Below are 16,564 nucleotides of genomic sequence, written 5' to 3'. Positions count from 1 at the left end.
CATGCTACATCTGTCTTTCGGGATAGATGCCGAACACAACGGGAGTCAAGGTCATGATGGTGATTGAGGGGAAAGAGGCGATTGGGCGGATAGACTGGCGGCGGGTGAGGACCATCGTCGCCGAGGCCGGGCTGAATGAACGTGATGTTCAGCAGCTGGAGCAGGCGTTTCTCCATAGCACCTTCTGCTGGTTTGGCTATGAGCACGGTCAGCTGATTGCCGTGGCGCGGGCCATCAGCGACTGCACCTGGAGCAGCTATTTGTCGGATGTGGCGATCGTCCCCGACCGCCAGGGGCAGGGTTACGGACAACAGCTAATGCTGGCCATCCGGGAGCAGCTGCTGCCCTTCGGCAAAATCTTTATCTATGCGGTGGCCGATAAAATCCCATTCTATCAGCGCTTTGGTTTTGCCATGCTGACCACCGGGATGGTCTGCGCCAGCGAGGAGGCCATGCGCAACATGCAGGAGCAGGGCTATATCCGCCAGCCCTGAGCGCGGATACCGGGCAACGCCTGGCTTAAGCGGTTAAACCAGGCGCAGGCACCGTCAGAGGGGCCGTTCAAGCACAAACAGATACGCTTCCCGCGACCAGAACAGGGCGGTACGGCGTCGCTCCACCGACATGGTTTTTACCTCCCAGCCTTCGCGGGTATAGCTACTGAGAAACTGGCTCATTTTGTCAGGGTCGGCTTTGGCTTCGCCAAAAAACAGGCTGCCCAGCAGGCCCTCTTTATAGATCACTACCCGACACTCTTTCTTCATCATCGACCATCCTGGCGACCGGTTTACTGTGGCCGTCTATTGTCCGCGGCTGGGACGATTTTGCAATCGGAGAAGTTGCAAACTGTTTACGGTACTGCAGTGGGCTTAGCGCGAAGCGCTGGCGAAAATGGTGGCGCAGGGTGCCAGCGCTGGCAAAGCCGCAGCGCTCAGCGATCTGGTCGATGCCCATCGTGCTCTCCGTCAGGTGCTGACGGGCGCGCAGCAGACGCTCCTCCAGCAGCCAGCGGGCGGGGGTTTTACCAGTGGCCTCTTCAAAGCGGCGCAAAAAGGTGCGCGTCCCCATGCCGGCGCGCTGTGCGAGGGAGGCGACGGTGTGGCTGGCGGCGAGATGCTGGTGCAGATAATCAAACAGCTGGCCAAGGCGCAGACTCTCCCGGCTGCGGGCCACCGGACGCAGGACCTGCTGCGCCTGACCGCCGTCGCGATGGGGAGAGACCACCAGGCGGCGGGCGACCACATTCGCTGCCTCGCTGCCGAAATCCTCGCGCACCAGATGCAGACAGAGGTCGATCCCCGCCGCGCTGCCGGCGGAGGTCATCAGCAAATCATCGCCCACGTACAGGACATCCTCCACCACCTGGATCTGCGGAAAACGGGACTGCAGCGCGGCGGTGTAGCGCCAGTGGGTTGTCGCCTGGCGGCCATTGAGCAACCCGGCGGCGGCGAGAACGAACACCCCGGAACAGATGGAAATAATCCGGCACCCGCGGGCGTGAGCGGCGGCCAGGGCGGCGCACAGCGCCTCGGGGACCGGAGCGTCGATGCCGCGCCAGCCGGGGACCACGATGGTCTGCGCCTGGGCGAGAAGCTCAGGGCCGCCGTCGGTCATCAACCGGACTCCGCCGGTGGCTCTCAGAGGCCCTTCATCGACGGCGGCGACGGCGAACTGGTACCAGCGCTCGCCCATTTCCGGGCGCGGCAGGCCGAAGATCTCCACGGCCACGCCAAACTCAAAGGTGCACAGGCCATCGTAGGCGAGGGCCACCACGCGGTGAGGTGACAGTGTCACCGAAGGAGTTGTCAGGATGTTAGCGTTTTCTGTCATGGTTGCCGGCAGATAAGGGTGATGGGCGTCAGTAAAGTAGTGTTATCACAGACAAGGAGAAGACGCCATGAGTGTAGTAACCCAATTTACCCCCGCCACCTCCGCCGAGGCTATCCGCTGGTTCCGCCATAAGCTGCATCTCGAGACCGACTGCGCCGATGTGCACAGCGCCCAGCGTGCCGGCGAGGTCGACTTTGTCCTGCTGCACGTGGTCGGCAGCGAGGAGGCCTTCGCCAGGCGCCACCTGCCCGGCGCGCTGCATCTCCCGCACAGCCAGATCAGCGCCGAGAGAATGGCGGCCTGGCCGGCGGAGACCCTGTTTGTGGTCTATTGCGCCGGGCCGCACTGCAACGGTGCCGACGTTGCCGCGCTAAAGCTGGCCGAACTGGGGCGGCCGGTGAAAATGATGCTCGGCGGGATCACCGGCTGGGAAGATGAGGGCTATGCGTTTGTCGCCGGTAAATGAATATTTTTCATGCACCATGAAATATTCTCGTTTGCGGCCCGTCGGCCTGCATGCCAGTATCTGGACATATAGCCATCCAGAAGTCTAAAAATTCAAATAATGAACTATCACGGTGGGCAACTAACGCGCCCACCGCTAAGGAGACAGCATGCAACGTCAACAGGCCCCGTTCCGCGCAGACATCGTCGGCAGTTTTTTGCGCCCGGACAGCATCAAACAGGCGCGTCAGCAGCTGGCTGAGGGGATTATCGACGCCGCTCAGCTACGCGAGATTGAGAATAACGCTATCCGTCACCTGGTCCAGCAGCAGTGCGACTGCGGCCTGCACGTGGTTACCGACGGCGAGTTTCGTCGCGCATGGTGGCATTTTGATTTCTTCGACGGCCTGCAAGGCGTTGAGCGTTACGATGCCGAGCAGGGGATCCAGTTCAACGGCGTGCAGACCAAAGCGCACGGCGTGCGCGTTACCGGCAAGCTGGCGTTTGGCGACCACCCAATGCTGGAGGATTTCCGCTATCTGAAAAGCATCAGCGGCGACGCGCAGCCTAAGATGACCATTCCCAGCCCGAGCGTGCTCCACTTCCGCGGCGGTCGGAAAGATATTGATGCCACCGTTTACCCGGATCTCAGCGACTACTTCGACGACCTGGCCACCACCTGGCGCGACGCGATCCGCGCGTTTTATGACGCCGGCTGCCGCTATCTGCAGCTGGACGATACCGTCTGGGCCTATCTCTGTTCCGATGCCCAGCGTCAGCAGGTGCGCGAGCGCGGCGACGATCCGGATGCGCTGGCGCGCATTTATGCCCGGGTGCTGAACCAGGCGCTGGAGGGCAAGCCGGCCGATCTGACGGTGGGCCTGCACGTCTGCCGGGGCAACTTCCGCTCAACCTGGATCTCGGAGGGCGGTTACGAGCCGGTGGCCGAGGTGCTGTTTGGCGGCGTCAATGTCGATGCCTTCTTCCTCGAGTATGACAACGACCGCTCCGGGGATTTCGCGCCGCTGCGCTTTATTAGTCCCGGCCATCAGCAGGTGGTCCTCGGGCTTATCACCACCAAAAACGGCGAGCTGGAGAACCCGCAGGGGGTAAAAGCGCGCCTCGCTGAGGCGGCGCAATATGTTCCGCTCGAGCAGATCTGCCTGAGTCCGCAGTGCGGTTTCGCCTCCACGGAAGAGGGTAACGCCCTCAGCGAAGACCAGCAGTGGCAAAAAGTCCGTCTGGTGACCGCCATCGCCGCCGACGTCTGGTAATTGCTTTCTTAGCGCAGCGTTGCACCGTGATGAGGCAACGCTGCCATCTCCTTCGCCTCCGCCCTCCGCCTGCGCCGCATCCCACTGTTCTCACAACCTGGCACCGTTTTTGCCTTATCACCTCTGGTTAGCTGTTAATTCTTTATTTTTGCGCTACTCAGGAGTGAATCATGCAACGTAGAACGTTATTAAAAGCTTTTGCACTCTCCGCCTCTGTTATGGCTATGGGTCTCTCATTCCAGGCCTATGCCGCCGACACTATTAAAGTCGGGATTATGCATTCGCTCTCCGGGACGATGGCGATTTCCGAAACGCCGCTGAAGGACGTCGCCCTGATGGCTATCGACGACATCAACGCCAAAGGCGGGGTGTTGGGCAAGAAGCTGGAGCCGGTGGTGGTCGACCCGGCCTCCAACTGGCCGCTGTTCGCCGAGAAGGCGCGCCAGTTGCTGGCCCAGGACAAGGTGGCGGTGGTGTTTGGCTGCTGGACCTCGGTCTCGCGTAAATCGGTCCTGCCGGTGTTTGAGGAGCTGAACGGCCTGCTGTTCTACCCGGTACAGTACGAAGGGGAAGAGATGTCCCCCAACGTCTTCTATACCGGCGCGGCGCCTAACCAGCAGGCCATCCCGGCGGTGGAATACCTGCTGAGCGAGGACGGCGGCGGCGCCAAACGCTTCTTCCTGCTGGGAACCGACTACGTTTATCCGCGCACCACCAACAAGATCCTTCGCGCCTTCCTGCATGCCAAAGGGATCCAGGACAAAGATATCGAAGAAGTCTACACCCCGTTCGGCTATAGCGATTACCAGACCATCGTCGCCAATATCAAAAAATTCTCCGCCGGCGGCAAAACGGCGGTGGTCTCTACCATCAACGGCGATTCCAACGTGCCGTTCTACAAAGAGCTGGCTAACCAGGGGCTGAAAGCGACCGATGTGCCGGTGGTGGCCTTCTCGGTGGGGGAAGAGGAGCTGCGCGGCATCGATACCAAACCGCTGGTCGGCAACCTCGCGGCATGGAACTACTTTGAGTCGGTCGATAACCCGACCAACAAAGCCTTTGTCGCCGATTATCGCGCTTACGCCAAAGCGCACAAGCTGCCGAATGCCGATACGGTGGTGACCAACGATCCGATGGAAGCGACCTGGGTGGGTCTGCATATGTGGGCGCAGGCGGTGACCAAAGCCGGCACCACCGACGTGGACAAAGTGCGCGACGCTATGGCCGGACAAACCTTCAAAGCGCCGTCCGGTTTCACCCTGACGATGGATGCCACCAACCACCATCTGCATAAGCCGGTGATGATTGGTGAAATTGAAGGCAACGGCCAGTTCAACGTGGTCTGGCAGACCGATGAGCCCGTCCGCGCGCAGCCGTGGAGCCCGTGGATCCCCGGTAATGATAAGAAACCTGACCATCCGGTGAAAACCGTCAGCCAGTAAGCGCCAGGGCCGACGGAGCGGGAACGTCGCGTCCGTCGGCCGCTGACCAGAGGAGAACGACATGAACGCATTGCGTCTCATGAGTGTGTTGACGCTACTGCTGATCCTGCTGCCATGGCGGGCACAGGCCGCGGAGGCGGACGACTTCGTTGCCGCCAGCCGCAGCCAGCAGGCGCAGCTGTTGACCCAGTGGGCGGCAGCGCCGCAGGCGGATCGTCTGCCGCTGCTGCGGGCGTTGACCACCGAGAGCCTGGTGATGGACGACGGAAAACATGCTTTCCGCACCCGACAGGGCGGATTACAGCCATTGGGTGCCGTCGCCGCGCCCCAGGGCGAAACCCGACCGGTGCGTCTGACCAACCGGCTGCGCAATCTGGCTGCCGGCGCGCTGGCCAGCCATCTTATTTTAAGTGACAACGTCACAGAGCGAGCGTCCGCCGCACGAACGCTACAGCGGGAAGCGACCCCGGCCATGGCCGCGCTGCTGCAGCAGCGGCTGAAGGCGGAAAGCGATGATAATGTGCGGGGCCTGCTGGAGGTGGCGCTGGCGCGGCTGCAGTTGACTCAGCCTGAGGCCGGCGCGCGGCTGGCCGCCGTGACGCTGCTCGGCCATTCCGCGGACCCGGAAACCCAGGCGCTGCTGATCCCCTTTACCGATGCCCAGCATGAGCCGGATGCGGCGGTGCGCGAGGCGGCCAGCGACAGCCTGAAAAAGATCAAACATCGTCTGCTGATCGGCGATCTGCTGGGCCAGGCCTTTATGGGGCTGTCGTTGGGCTCGGTGCTGCTGCTGGCCGCGCTGGGGCTGGCGATCACCTACGGCCTGCTGGGGGTGATTAACATGGCCCACGGCGAGATGCTGATGATTGGCGCCTACAGCTGCTGGCTGGTTCAGCAGGCGCTGGCGCAGCTCGCGCCGCAGTGGCTGGCCTTTTATCCGCTGGTCGCGCTGCCGGTGGCGTTTCTGGTGACCGCCGGGATCGGCATGGCGCTGGAGCGCACCATTATTCGTCATCTGTATGGTCGGCCGCTGGAGACGCTGCTCGCCACCTGGGGGATCAGCCTGATGCTTATCCAGCTGGTGCGCATGCTGTTTGGCGCGCAGAACGTCGAGGTGGCGAACCCCGCCTGGCTCTCCGGCGGCGTGCAGGTCCTGCCGAACCTGATCCTGCCGTGGAACCGGCTGGCGGTGCTGGCGTTCGTCCTGCTGGTGCTGTGCTTTACCTGGCTCATCCTGAACCGCACCCGTCTGGGGATGAACGTCCGCGCCGTGACGCAGAACCGGGCGATGGCCGCCTGCTGCGGCGTACCTACCGGGCGGGTGGATATGCTGGCCTTTGGCCTCGGCTCCGGTATTGCGGGGCTGGGCGGCGTGGCGCTGTCGCAGCTCGGCAACGTCGGGCCCGAGCTGGGTCAGGGCTATATCATCGACTCATTCCTGGTGGTGGTCCTGGGCGGCGTCGGCCAGCTGGCCGGCAGCGTGGCGGCGGCCTTTGGGCTGGGCATTTTCAACAAAATTCTCGAACCGCAAATGGGCGCTGTGCTGGGCAAAATCCTGATCCTGGTGATGATTATTCTGTTTATTCAGAAACGCCCGCAGGGTCTGTTCGCGCTGAAAGGGAGGGTGATTGACTGATGAGCCAACCTGTTACCTTAACGCTGGCGCAGCGCGCGCCGCGGCCTCTGCGCTGGCTGGGGATCCTGCTGGTGCTGGGGCTACTGAGCATGCCATTTCTGGCACTGCTGCCGGCCTCCCATCCGCTGGCGGTGCCGAGCTGGCTGCTGACCCTGAGCGGTAAAATCCTCTGCTACGCCATTGTGGCGGTGGCGCTGGATCTGGTTTGGGGCTACGCGGGTATGCTGTCGCTGGGGCACGGGATTTTCTTTGCCCTCGGCGGGTACGCTATGGGCATGTACCTGATGCGCCAGGCGGCGGGCGACGGTCTGCCGGCGTTTATGTCTTTTCTCTCCTGGAGCGAACTGCCCTGGTTCTGGTGGGGCACGCAGCATTTCGCCTGGGCGATGGCGCTGGTGGTGCTGGTTCCCGGTCTGCTGGCCCTGGTTTTCGGCTGGTTTGCCTTTCGCTCGAAGATCAAAGGGGTCTATTTCTCGATCATGACCCAGGCCCTGACCTATGCCGGTATGCTGCTGTTCTTTCGCAACGAGACCGGGTTTGGCGGCAATAACGGTTTCACCGGTTTTACCACGTTGCTGGGTTTTCCGGTCACCGCCACCGGCACCCGCGCCACCCTGTTTATGGCCACGATTTTGCTGCTGTTGCTGACCCTGTGGCTGGGCTCGGCGCTGGCGCAGAGTAAGTTTGGCCGGATCCTCACCGCGGTGCGGGATGCCGAGAACCGCCTGATGTTCTGCGGGTACGACCCGCGCGGCTTCAAGCTGCTGGTGTGGACGCTGTCGGCGGTGCTCTGCGGCCTGGCGGGGGCGTTATATGTCCCGCAGGTGGGGATCATCAACCCCAGCGAGATGTCGCCGACCAACTCCATCGAGGCCGCCATCTGGGTGGCGCTCGGCGGGCGCGGCACCCTGATCGGCCCGGTGCTTGGCGCCGGGCTGGTCAACGGCGCGAAGAGCATTTTCACCGTGGCGATGCCGGAGTACTGGCAGCTGTTTCTCGGCCTCATCTTTATCATCGTAACCCTGTTTTTACCCCGCGGGGTGATGGGCCTGCTGCGTCGAGGAGACCGCTAATGCAACCGGATGAAGGACTGTTTACCCGCCAGCTGCCCGGCGATCGCTTTCGTGCGCAAACCGACCCGGTACTGCAGCTGGAGAACATTAACGTTAGCTTTGACGGTTTCCGGGCGCTGACGGACCTGTCGCTGGCGATAGGCGTCGGCGAGCTGCGCTGTGTGATCGGCCCCAACGGCGCGGGCAAGACCACCCTGATGGACGTGATCACCGGCAAAACCCGGCCGCAGAGCGGCAAAGCGATCTATGACCAGTCGGTGGATCTGACCACCCTCGAACCGGTGGCCATCGCCCGCCAGGGCATCGGGCGCAAGTTTCAGAAGCCGACGGTCTTCGAAGCGCTGACGGTGGCGGAAAATCTCGCCCTGGCGATGAAGGGAGATAAATCGGTGTGGGCCAGCCTGCGCGCCCGGCTGAGCAGTGAACAGGACGATCGACTGAATGAGGTGCTGCGCCTGCTGCGTCTTGACGGCGAACGCTACCGCCAGGCGGGGCTGCTTTCCCATGGCCAGAAACAGTTCCTTGAGATCGGCATGCTGCTGGTGCAGGAGCCGCATCTGCTGCTGCTTGATGAGCCAGCGGCCGGCATGACCGATGCGGAAACCGAATATACAGCGGAGCTGTTTCGTACCCTGGCCGGACAGCACTCCCTGATGGTGGTGGAGCACGACATGGGATTTGTCGAGACTATCGCCGACCGGGTGACGGTCCTGCATCAGGGCCAGGTGCTGGCGGAGGGATCGCTGCGGGAGGTGCAGGCCAATGAGCAGGTCATTGAAGTTTATCTGGGACGTTAAGGAGCGCCAATGTTACAGGTGAGTCAGCTACATCAATACTACGGCGGCAGCCATATTTTGCGTGGGGTGGATTTTTCCGCCCGCCAGGGCGAAGTCACCTGCCTGCTGGGGCGCAACGGCGTCGGCAAGACCACCCTGCTGAAATGTCTGATGGGGCTGATCCCGGCGCGCAGCGGTGAGGTACGCTGGCAGGATCAGAACATTACCCACCGTAAACCGCACCAGCGGGTACAGGCCGGGGTGGCCTACGTCCCTCAGGGACGCGAGATTTTTCCGCGCCTGACGGTGGAGGAAAACCTGCTGATGGGGCTATCGCGCTTTCCCGCCCGCGAGGCGCAGCAGGTGCCGGAGGAGATTTACCAGCTTTTCCCGGTGCTCAAGACCATGAAGCAGCGGCGGGGCGGTGACTTATCCGGCGGCCAGCAGCAGCAGCTGGCGATCGGCCGGGCGCTGGCCAGCCGTCCGCAGCTGCTGATCCTCGATGAGCCCACCGAGGGGATCCAGCCCTCGGTCATCAAAGAGATTGGCGAGGTGATCCGTCAGCTGGCGAGCCGCGGGGATATGGCCATCCTGCTGGTGGAACAATTCTATGACTTTGCCGCCGGGCTGGCGGACCACTACCTGGTGATGTCGCGCGGCGCCATCGTCCAGCAGGGCAAGGGCGGAGATATGGAAACCGACGGCGTACGCGCCCTGGTGACTATCTGAACGGACCGGCGGCGTTCGCGCCGCCGGTTTCCTTGCTATTTACGCAGCAGCCGCTGCAGGCGCGCCTGGCGCCAGTTTTTGATCCATTCGCCGAACACGAACAGGCGTAATCCTCTCACCGCCAGCAGAGCGCCCCAGATCAGGGCGACCCAGCCGGACCAGGTGTACTGCGGGTTAGTGTGCCGGTTGAGCAGCGCCAGCAGCACGCAGACCACCAGCGCCACCGACAGGGAACGAAAAAAGCGGCTCTCCTGCTGCACCCGCGCTTTCGCTTCCTCTATACGCAGATCCAGCGAGGCTTCCGGGCCCGGCGCGCCCTCCCGCGAGGCTTCGCCGCCGATCTCGGCCACCGTCACCTCAAAGACCGCGGCGAGGGCGCTGAGGGTCTCCAGTCCCGGGCGTTCGCCATTCTCAATGCGCTGGATCGTGCGAACGCTGAGCCCCGCCATTTCGGCCAGCTGTTCCTGGGACCAGGCGCGCTGCAGCCGTAATTGTTTGACCTGATTGTTGCTGTTCATATTTGTATGCTCCATGACGTTCTTCGGATGTAAACCTGTGATGGAGTATGGAAAAGCGGGCCGCCAGCCACCACGACAGCGACCCGACAACGACCCGACAGCAACCTGACAGCCGCATTCCAGCTGGCGTCAGGCGTTGGCCAGCGGAGAATCCGGTTGCCAGGGGCGGGCATTGATCCCGCGGAAAATCATCAGCCAGGCGGCGACAATGGCCCCGATAAGAATGACAAAAAGCGACCAGTGCGGCAGATGGGTGAGGATCAACCCCGTCAGCATCGGGTTGAATGCCGCGCCCAGCCATCCCAGCGATTGAGCGGAGAAGTAGCTGGCCTTCATCCCCGGCGGGGCGATATGGTCAATCAGCATATACTCGCCGGGGGCATAAATCACCTCGCCAAGGGTGAAGACCGCCGCCGAGATCCCCCATGCCCACAGGCTGGCGCCGGAGAACATAAAGCCCACGAGGCCGATCACAAAGCAGACGGTGCCGAAGGTCATCAGCGGTCGGATATTTCTGGCGCTCAGTCGCCGGCCAACCGCATACTGCAGAGCGACGACCACCGCGGCGTTAACCGGCAGCACCACGGCCACCACTTTTTCGGCGAAGTCGCTGCTGGCGACCACCAGTACGTACTGCGAGATACAGGAGGCGAAAGCGCCGCCGACGAAGGAGGCCAGCAGCCCTGAACAGGTAAACCACAGCAGCGCGCGGTCACGCAGCAGCACCGAAGGCGTCCAGACGGCAGCCCCTGGCTGGGCGGCGGCGGCGCCATCTCGCTGCAGAAACAGCTGAATAAACACTAACGGGAAGGCGGCGCAGGCTGCCGCCAGCCAGAATGGCAGATTAATGCTGTGCATCACCAGCAGCGTGCCGATGGGCGGTCCGACGGTCCAGCCGATGTTGAGGATGGTGTAGTTCAGCGAGAAGATGCGCGCTTTTTTCTCCGCCGTCAGCCGGTCGGCGAACCAGGCTTTCAGCACGGTGGAAAAGACCGAGTAGGCGCAGTTGATCAGCGCAAAGAAGATCACCACCAGGATAGCGTTATTGACCAGCGGTATCGCGCTGAAACCAAGGATAAACACCAGCACTGACCACACCATATAGCGCTTTTTGTCGAACTTGTCCGCGAGGATGCCAAAGCCCATGCTAAACAGCACGCCGACCACGAGGGCCAGCGACAGGGCGTAGCCAATCACATCCACCTCCAGCTGATAGCGTCGGGTGAGGTAGATGGTCATAAACGGCAGTGTGGCCCCGCGGCCGATAGTCAACAGTAGCGACGATGCCAGCAGCGCGATGGTGGAGCGCCGGAGTGTGGTGATCATGATTTCCTTGCCTGTCATGTTGTTATAATTTTATGTCTTCGATCACAAATAACACGGCCATCACGCCTTGTACAGGTCGCCCCGGTGGCGATAGGCACTTCCGAACCTGCCAAAAATAATGATCTATCCTGGCGACCGCTTTTTCGCTACTTTGATTTTGTTCACAAAAATTCTAATAACGACAGAGGCAGGGTATGACGAGGAAAGATGGACTGCTGGCGCTGCTGGTAGTGGTGGTGTGGGGGCTTAACTTCGTGGTGATTAAGCTGGGATTGCACAATATGCCGCCGCTGATGCTGGCGGGCCTGCGCTTTATGCTGGTCGCCTTCCCGGCGCTGCTGTTTGTCGCCCGGCCGGCCATTCCGCTGCGCCTGCTGCTGGGCTATGGCCTGACCATTAGCTTTGGCCAGTTTGCCTTTTTGTTCTGCGCTATCGGCCTGGGCATGCCGGCGGGGCTGGCGTCGCTGGTGCTGCAGGCGCAAGCCTTTTTTACCATCATTCTCGGCGCCTTCGTCTTTGGCGAACGCTTACAGGGCAAGCAGCTGGCGGGGATCGCGCTGGCGATCTTCGGCGTGCTGGTGCTGGTGGAGGGGAGCCTCGGCGGGGAGCATGTCCCGCTGGTGGGCTTTATGCTGACCCTGGCGGCGGCGTTCAGCTGGGCCTGCGGCAATATTTTCAACAAAAAAATCATGTCCCAGGCGACCCGCCCGCCGATCATGTCGCTGGTGGTGTGGAGCGCATTGATCCCGGTGCTGCCGTTTATGTTTGCCTCGTGGCTGATCGATGGCCCGCAGCTCATGCTGGCGAGTCTACGTCAGATCGATATGCTGACGGTTCTCTCGCTGCTTTACCTGGCGTTTATCGCCACCATCGTCGGCTATGGTATCTGGGGCTCGCTGCTGGGGCGCTATGAAACCTGGCGGGTGGCGCCGCTGTCGCTGCTGGTGCCGGTAGTGGGGATGGCCAGCGCCGCGCTGCTGCTGGGGGAGACGCTGAGCGGACTGCAGCTCGCCGGGGCGGCGCTGATCATGGCCGGGCTCTATATCAACGTTTTCGGTCTGCGTCTGGTGCGGCCGGGCATGGCGCGCGGGTAAAAAAAAGCCCCGGAGACGGGGCTATACACAAGTATGCGTGTAATGGCATCACAGGTCGTGCTGCTGGTAGTACGGCACGCCTAGTTCGTCAGATTTATCATTGCCGGCCGCCATATGATTGAAATCAAACGGCGAGTCATTATGGTCCGAAGGGAGAATCATTGTGTCACGCTGGTTTTGCCGCACCGGCGTGGTGGTTTGCTCCGCAAAGCTGAAGCTGGATGCCAGCGACAGAAGGACGATAGCTGCGGCAGCGAATAGTTTCATGATTTCCTCAATACGTCTTTGATATTACAGGCGATTAACATCAGTTATTTAGCGGATGCAGATAGCGGGATTCGCCAGGTACATTCGTTATGCGATATTTGTGGGGCGGAACATCGAAATAGTTTTTAAACGTTCGCGTCAGGGTCTGCTGCGATTCGAAACCGTAGCGTTCCGCCAGGTACAGGATTGGCTCATTGCTCTGCTTGAGCTTTTGCGCAATCTCCGTCAGCTTACGGCTGCGGATGTACTGGCCGAGGGAATGGCCGGTCTCTTTCTTAAACATACGTTGCAGGTGCCACTTGGAGTAACCTGAGCGCTCAGACACTTTTTCCAGCGACAGGGGCGATTCCAGGTTATCCTCGATCCACGACAAAATACTATGGATAGTGATGGCGTCATTATTACGTCTGGACATCATCTTACCTCTTCTTATTGTTACGGCAGGACCTTCTTGAGGAGTTGCTCAAGCATGGCGACTTCGTCCGCCGACAGATTTTTTGTTAACTCCTGGTGTAACTTCTGACCCACAACCTGATGACACTGCTCGCAAAGGGCTGCGCCGTCTGGCGTCAACTGCACCAGCACACCGCGCTTGTCAGCGGGGTTGGGTAACCGTTCAATCCAGCCTTTACACGCCAGGCGGTCGAGCATACGCGTCATCGCGCCCGGGTCGACGGAAAGCACGGTTTTCAGCTCAACGGGGGTAATACATACCTCGCAACGAATGGAACAGAGCACCCGAAACTGGGTCGCGGTAATATCCATGGGTGAGAGGTAGTCGTTGAGCAGGCGATCTTTTTTCTGGTTAACCATCTGGATCAAGCGGCCCAGCGGAATCATCTCGTTGAACAGGTCGCTGGTATTTTTCATGATGGTTGCCCAGGCAATGATTTAGTTGCGAGTGATACTATTGCCCAGGCAATCATAAGTCAACATTATGAATTAGCCGATGCCACGATTTGCTAAAATAAAAAAATTCGACGCGTGTCACTGTTTGTGAATTTTCTAACGCTTGTTAATTTTTGGCGAAAGTGATTTATCAGCTGGCTGGCGTTGGAATTGTTGAAGCCGGTATACTCACGGATTGAAACCATCTTTAAAAAATGAATGTTTACGGGACTTTATTTAACTATGTTCGATTTGTTTAAAGCGATAGGGCTCGGCCTGGCGGTGCTTTTACCGCTGGCGAATCCGCTGACTACCGTGGCGCTGTTCCTCGGCCTGGCGGGCAATATGAACAACGCCGAGCGTAACAAGCAGGCGTTGATGGCCTCGGTGTATGTCTTCGCCATCCTGATGGTGTCATGGTATGCCGGCCAGGTGGTGATGAATACATTCGGCATATCAATACCTGGGCTGCGAATCGCCGGGGGGTTGATTGTGGCCTTTATCGGTTTCCGTATGCTGTTCCCCCAGCAAAAAGCCCACGATTCGATGGAAGCGAAGATCAAATCGGAAGAACTACAGGATGAGCCGACCGCCAATATCGCCTTTGTGCCGCTGGCGATGCCAAGCACCGCCGGTCCGGGCACCATCGCGATGATCATTAGTTCCGCCTCGACCGTTAAGCACGGGGTGGACTTCCCGGAGTGGGTGGTGCTGGCGGCGCCGCCGATTATCTTTGCCCTGTTGGCGATCATTCTCTGGGGTTGCCTGCGCAGTTCGGGGGCGATTATGCGTCTGGTAGGCAAAGGCGGCATTGAGGCCATCTCACGATTGATGGGCTTCCTGCTGGTCTGCATGGGCGTGCAATTTATTATTAATGGCGTGCTGGAGATCATTTCGACCTGGCATCCCTGACCGCGGTGATGCGCAGAGAGACAACAGCCCGCCGGAGCGATACCGGCGGGCTGTTTTTGCGGCTAAATTAAGAGTGGTGCGGCTGGTGTTCTTCCAGCGATACCGGCCAGCGGCGGAAGATCAGCAGGGCCCAGATCAGGCCTGCCAGCGCCGGGATAGCGCCGATATAGCCGATGGAGGCCATAGAGAGATGCAAACTCACCTGGCTGCCCACCAGCGCGCCGGCGCCAATGCCGATATTAAAGATGCCCGAGAACAGAGACATGGCGACGTCGGTGGCGTCCGGGGCGGAGGCCAGCACTTTCACCTGCATGCCGAGACCGATAATCATAATCGCCACCCCCCAGAAGATGCTGAGCAGCATCAGGTGGTGCGGGTTATGCGAGGCCGGCAGAAGCAGCAGCAGACAGGCCAGCAGCAGGCCGATGGCGAGGCTTATCAGCCCCGAAGCGTGCTGGTTACCGAGCTTGCCGAACAGAATGCTGCCGATAATCCCGGCCCCGCCGAGGATCAGCAGCAGCACGGTGGCAAAATTGCCGCTCAGACCCGCCACCGTCTGGACGAAGGGTTCGATATAGCTGTAGGCGGTATAATGGGCGGTCACCACCACTACGGTCAGAATGTATACGCTGACCAGCGCCGGGCGACGGAACAGCACCGGCAGGCTCTTCAGCGAGCCTGAGTGTTCGCTCGGCAGGGTCGGCAGCAGTTTCACCAGGCAGACCAGGGTGGCTAACGCGCCTAGGCCGATCGCCAGGAAGGTCATTCGCCAGCCAAAATACTGGCCGATGATGCGGCCGATCGGAATCCCAAACACCATCGCCAGCGCGGTACCGGTGGCGATCAGACTGAGCGCCTGCGCCCGTTTGCCCGGGGGGGCCATGCGGATGGCTAGCGCCGACGTTATCGACCAGAACACCGCATGGGCGAAGGCGATGCCGATGCGGCTGATGACCAGCACGTCAAAATTCCATGCAAAGAACGACAGCACATGGCTGGCGATAAACAGAATAAACAGGCCGATGAGCAACCGCCGGCGCTCCACTTTGCTGGTCAGCAGCATAAACGGCAGCGACATTAACGCCACCACCCATGCGTAGATGGTCAGCATCATGCCCACCTGGGCAGTTTCCATGCCGAAGCTGTCGGCAATATCCGACAGCAGACCGACCGGGGCGAATTCTGTGGTGTTAAAAATAAACGCGGCGATGGCCAACGTCACGACACGTAGCCACGCTACCTTGCGTGAGACCGTATTCGTAGTCATAAGCTCTGGACTGGTGATTCAGGGGAAGATGTGACGCCGATCATAAAACGTTTGCTGGCGAAAAGACAATCATTATGTGATCTGCCTCTCGTTTCACTGCAAGCAGCCAGGCGCGGTTAAGCAATTAATTTTGCTATGGATAGTGTCAGAGGGGCGCTTTTATGTCATGTTGAAGGAAAGTAAAAAAAGTAAGGACAGTGTATGCAGGAAATTCAATTTTATCTGGTCGATGCTTTCAGCGATAAAAACTTCGGTGGCAATGCCGCGGCCGTCTGCCCCCTCAGCGAGTGGTTAGCCGACGATGTGCTGCTGAAAATGGCCCAACAGCATAATCAGTCCGAAACGGCGTTCTTCGTCCGCACCGACGAAGGCTATGAGCTGCGCTGGTTTACCACGCTGCACGAGATCAACCTCTGCGGTCATGCCACCCTGGCCGCGGCGCACGTTATTTTTGAGTATCTCGACCATCCCTCGGCGACCATCACCTTCAGCACCCGCTTCGTTGGCGACCTGCGAGTCACCCGCAGCGGAGACTGGCTGACGCTCGACTTCCCGGCGTGGACGACCAGCCCGGTGGCCGACCCGCCGGCGGACCTGCTGGCCGGACTAGGCCTCGAGGCGGCCGTCGAGGTACGTGAAGGGCGCGATTATCTGGTGCTGCTGGCGGATCGTCAGCAGGTTGAAGCGGTGCGGCCGGACATGGCGCGCCTGCAGACGCTTGGCAAAATGATCTGCGTCAGCGCGCCGGATGAGGAGTATGACTTTGTCAGCCGCTTCTTCTGCCCGGGTGAAGGGGTGCCGGAGGATCCGGTGACCGGCTCCGCCCATAGCATGCTGATCCCCTGGTGGGGCGAAAAACTGGGGAAAACCACCATGATGGCGCGCCAGGGCTCCGCCCGCGGCGGCGACCTGCGCTGCCAGTGGCAGGGCGACAGGGTGCTGATCGGCGGCCAGGCCACCACCTATCTGCGCGGAACGATTTATCTGCGAGGGTAATCGTTACCGACAGCCACCTGCCGGAAGCGACCCGCGAGGCGCTGGTGACCCTTTCCCCACAGCTGATCATTGCCGACTGAACCAGACGTCGC

At 60.6% G+C, this 16,564-nt stretch carries 19 protein-coding genes and 1 pseudogene; 12 read left to right on the top strand and 8 right to left on the bottom strand.

Annotated elements, in window-relative coordinates; all coding sequences use genetic code 11:
- Nucleotides 1-53 precede the first annotated feature (53 nt).
- Nucleotides 54-494, top strand: a complete 441-nt coding sequence (locus tag ABLV76_RS22245; RefSeq protein ID WP_053810407.1) for a GNAT family N-acetyltransferase — start codon at nt 54-56, stop codon at nt 492-494.
- 54 nt (nt 495-548) lie between these two features.
- On the opposite strand, the gene ABLV76_RS22240 is transcribed toward ABLV76_RS22245, so the two are convergent.
- Nucleotides 549-764 (bottom strand): DUF4177 domain-containing protein, encoded by a 216-nt coding sequence (locus ABLV76_RS22240; protein ID WP_004205985.1) that lies wholly within the window; start codon nt 762-764, stop codon nt 549-551.
- A complete protein-coding gene (gene ftrA, locus ABLV76_RS22235; RefSeq protein ID WP_048324123.1) occupies nt 733-1,830 on the bottom strand; it encodes a transcriptional regulator FtrA in 1,098 nt (365 codons plus the stop codon). Before ftrA ends, ABLV76_RS22240 begins: the two co-directional genes overlap by 32 nt.
- Nucleotides 1,831-1,897: 67 nt before the next feature.
- On the opposite strand from ftrA, the gene ABLV76_RS22230 reads away from it, so the two are divergent.
- The 7 genes from ABLV76_RS22230 (at nt 1,898) to urtE (ending at nt 9,204) form a co-directional block, all read left to right on the top strand.
- Nucleotides 1,898-2,296, top strand: coding sequence for a rhodanese-like domain-containing protein (locus tag ABLV76_RS22230; protein WP_017900351.1), 399 nt, complete (start codon nt 1,898-1,900; stop codon nt 2,294-2,296).
- Between the two features lie 148 nt (nt 2,297-2,444).
- Entirely contained in the window at nt 2,445-3,548 is a 1,104-nt protein-coding gene (locus tag ABLV76_RS22225) for a cobalamin-independent methionine synthase II family protein (protein WP_094333822.1), read from the top strand.
- A 170-nt stretch (nt 3,549-3,718) separates the two neighbouring features.
- Entirely contained in the window at nt 3,719-4,990 is a 1,272-nt protein-coding gene (gene urtA / locus ABLV76_RS22220) for an urea ABC transporter substrate-binding protein (RefSeq protein WP_004205981.1), read from the top strand.
- A 61-nt stretch (nt 4,991-5,051) separates the two neighbouring features.
- Nucleotides 5,052-6,626, top strand: coding sequence for an urea ABC transporter permease subunit UrtB (gene urtB, locus ABLV76_RS22215; RefSeq protein ID WP_348878481.1), 1,575 nt, complete (start codon nt 5,052-5,054; stop codon nt 6,624-6,626).
- The gene (urtC, locus tag ABLV76_RS22210) at nt 6,626-7,699 is read left to right on the top strand and encodes an urea ABC transporter permease subunit UrtC (protein WP_065877671.1); all 1,074 of its coding nucleotides are present in this window, start codon (nt 6,626-6,628) and stop codon (nt 7,697-7,699) included. The genes urtB and urtC overlap by 1 nt, the downstream gene beginning before the upstream one ends.
- Entirely contained in the window at nt 7,699-8,496 is a 798-nt protein-coding gene (gene urtD / locus ABLV76_RS22205; RefSeq protein ID WP_004205978.1) for an urea ABC transporter ATP-binding protein UrtD, read from the top strand. Before urtC ends, urtD begins: the two co-directional genes overlap by 1 nt.
- Nucleotides 8,497-8,505: 9 nt before the next feature.
- The gene (gene urtE / locus ABLV76_RS22200; protein ID WP_004205977.1) at nt 8,506-9,204 is read left to right on the top strand and encodes an urea ABC transporter ATP-binding subunit UrtE; all 699 of its coding nucleotides are present in this window, start codon (nt 8,506-8,508) and stop codon (nt 9,202-9,204) included.
- A gap of 35 nt (nt 9,205-9,239) precedes the next feature.
- Here the strand turns inward: urtE and ABLV76_RS22195 are convergent, their stop codons facing one another.
- Together ABLV76_RS22195 and ydeE are read right to left on the bottom strand one after the other, a co-directional pair.
- Nucleotides 9,240-9,722 carry a helix-turn-helix domain-containing protein gene (locus ABLV76_RS22195; RefSeq protein WP_049115616.1) on the bottom strand — a complete coding sequence of 161 codons (483 nt, stop codon included), beginning with the start codon at nt 9,720-9,722 and terminating at the stop codon, nt 9,240-9,242.
- 129 nt (nt 9,723-9,851) lie between these two features.
- Nucleotides 9,852-11,048, bottom strand: coding sequence for an efflux MFS transporter YdeE (ydeE, locus tag ABLV76_RS22190; protein ID WP_004205975.1), 1,197 nt, complete (start codon nt 11,046-11,048; stop codon nt 9,852-9,854).
- A 194-nt stretch (nt 11,049-11,242) separates the two neighbouring features.
- Here ydeE and eamA point away from each other — a divergent pair, with 194 nt between their 5' ends.
- Entirely contained in the window at nt 11,243-12,142 is a 900-nt protein-coding gene (eamA, locus tag ABLV76_RS22185; protein ID WP_064183699.1) for an O-acetylserine/cysteine exporter, read from the top strand.
- Nucleotides 12,143-12,190: 48 nt separating this feature from the next.
- Here eamA and marB read toward each other — a convergent pair whose 3' ends face one another.
- From marB to marR, 3 genes are read right to left on the bottom strand one after another with little or no spacing between them, the layout of a single operon-like run.
- Nucleotides 12,191-12,409 (bottom strand): multiple antibiotic resistance protein MarB, encoded by a 219-nt coding sequence (gene marB, locus ABLV76_RS22180; protein WP_043519537.1) that lies wholly within the window; start codon nt 12,407-12,409, stop codon nt 12,191-12,193.
- A 40-nt stretch (nt 12,410-12,449) separates the two neighbouring features.
- Nucleotides 12,450-12,824 (bottom strand): MDR efflux pump AcrAB transcriptional activator MarA, encoded by a 375-nt coding sequence (gene marA / locus ABLV76_RS22175; protein WP_002904397.1) that lies wholly within the window; start codon nt 12,822-12,824, stop codon nt 12,450-12,452.
- A gap of 20 nt (nt 12,825-12,844) precedes the next feature.
- Nucleotides 12,845-13,279, bottom strand: a complete 435-nt coding sequence (gene marR, locus ABLV76_RS22170) for a multiple antibiotic resistance transcriptional regulator MarR (RefSeq protein ID WP_017900358.1) — start codon at nt 13,277-13,279, stop codon at nt 12,845-12,847.
- 261 nt (nt 13,280-13,540) lie between these two features.
- Here marR and ABLV76_RS22165 point away from each other — a divergent pair, with 261 nt between their 5' ends.
- Nucleotides 13,541-14,209, top strand: coding sequence for a MarC family NAAT transporter (locus ABLV76_RS22165; protein WP_004205969.1), 669 nt, complete (start codon nt 13,541-13,543; stop codon nt 14,207-14,209).
- A gap of 67 nt (nt 14,210-14,276) precedes the next feature.
- On the opposite strand, the gene ABLV76_RS22160 is transcribed toward ABLV76_RS22165, so the two are convergent.
- Nucleotides 14,277-15,476, bottom strand: coding sequence for a sugar transporter (locus ABLV76_RS22160; RefSeq protein WP_004205967.1), 1,200 nt, complete (start codon nt 15,474-15,476; stop codon nt 14,277-14,279).
- Between the two features lie 201 nt (nt 15,477-15,677).
- Here ABLV76_RS22160 and ABLV76_RS22155 point away from each other — a divergent pair, with 201 nt between their 5' ends.
- On the top strand, nt 15,678-16,472 hold the full coding sequence (locus ABLV76_RS22155) for a PhzF family phenazine biosynthesis protein (protein WP_348878480.1): 795 nt from the start codon (nt 15,678-15,680) through the stop codon (nt 16,470-16,472).
- Nucleotides 16,472-16,552, top strand: a pseudogene (locus ABLV76_RS22150) (DeoR/GlpR transcriptional regulator); the annotation flags it as partial. The gene ABLV76_RS22155 and the pseudogene ABLV76_RS22150, both read left to right, overlap by 1 nt.
- Between the last annotated feature and the right edge of the window lie 12 nt (nt 16,553-16,564).

It is taken from the genome of Klebsiella sp. GB_Kp047 (assembly GCF_040065235.1).
GTDB lineage: Bacteria > Pseudomonadota > Gammaproteobacteria > Enterobacterales > Enterobacteriaceae > Klebsiella > Klebsiella quasipneumoniae.
This window is presented reverse-complemented; position numbering and strand designations above follow the sequence as displayed.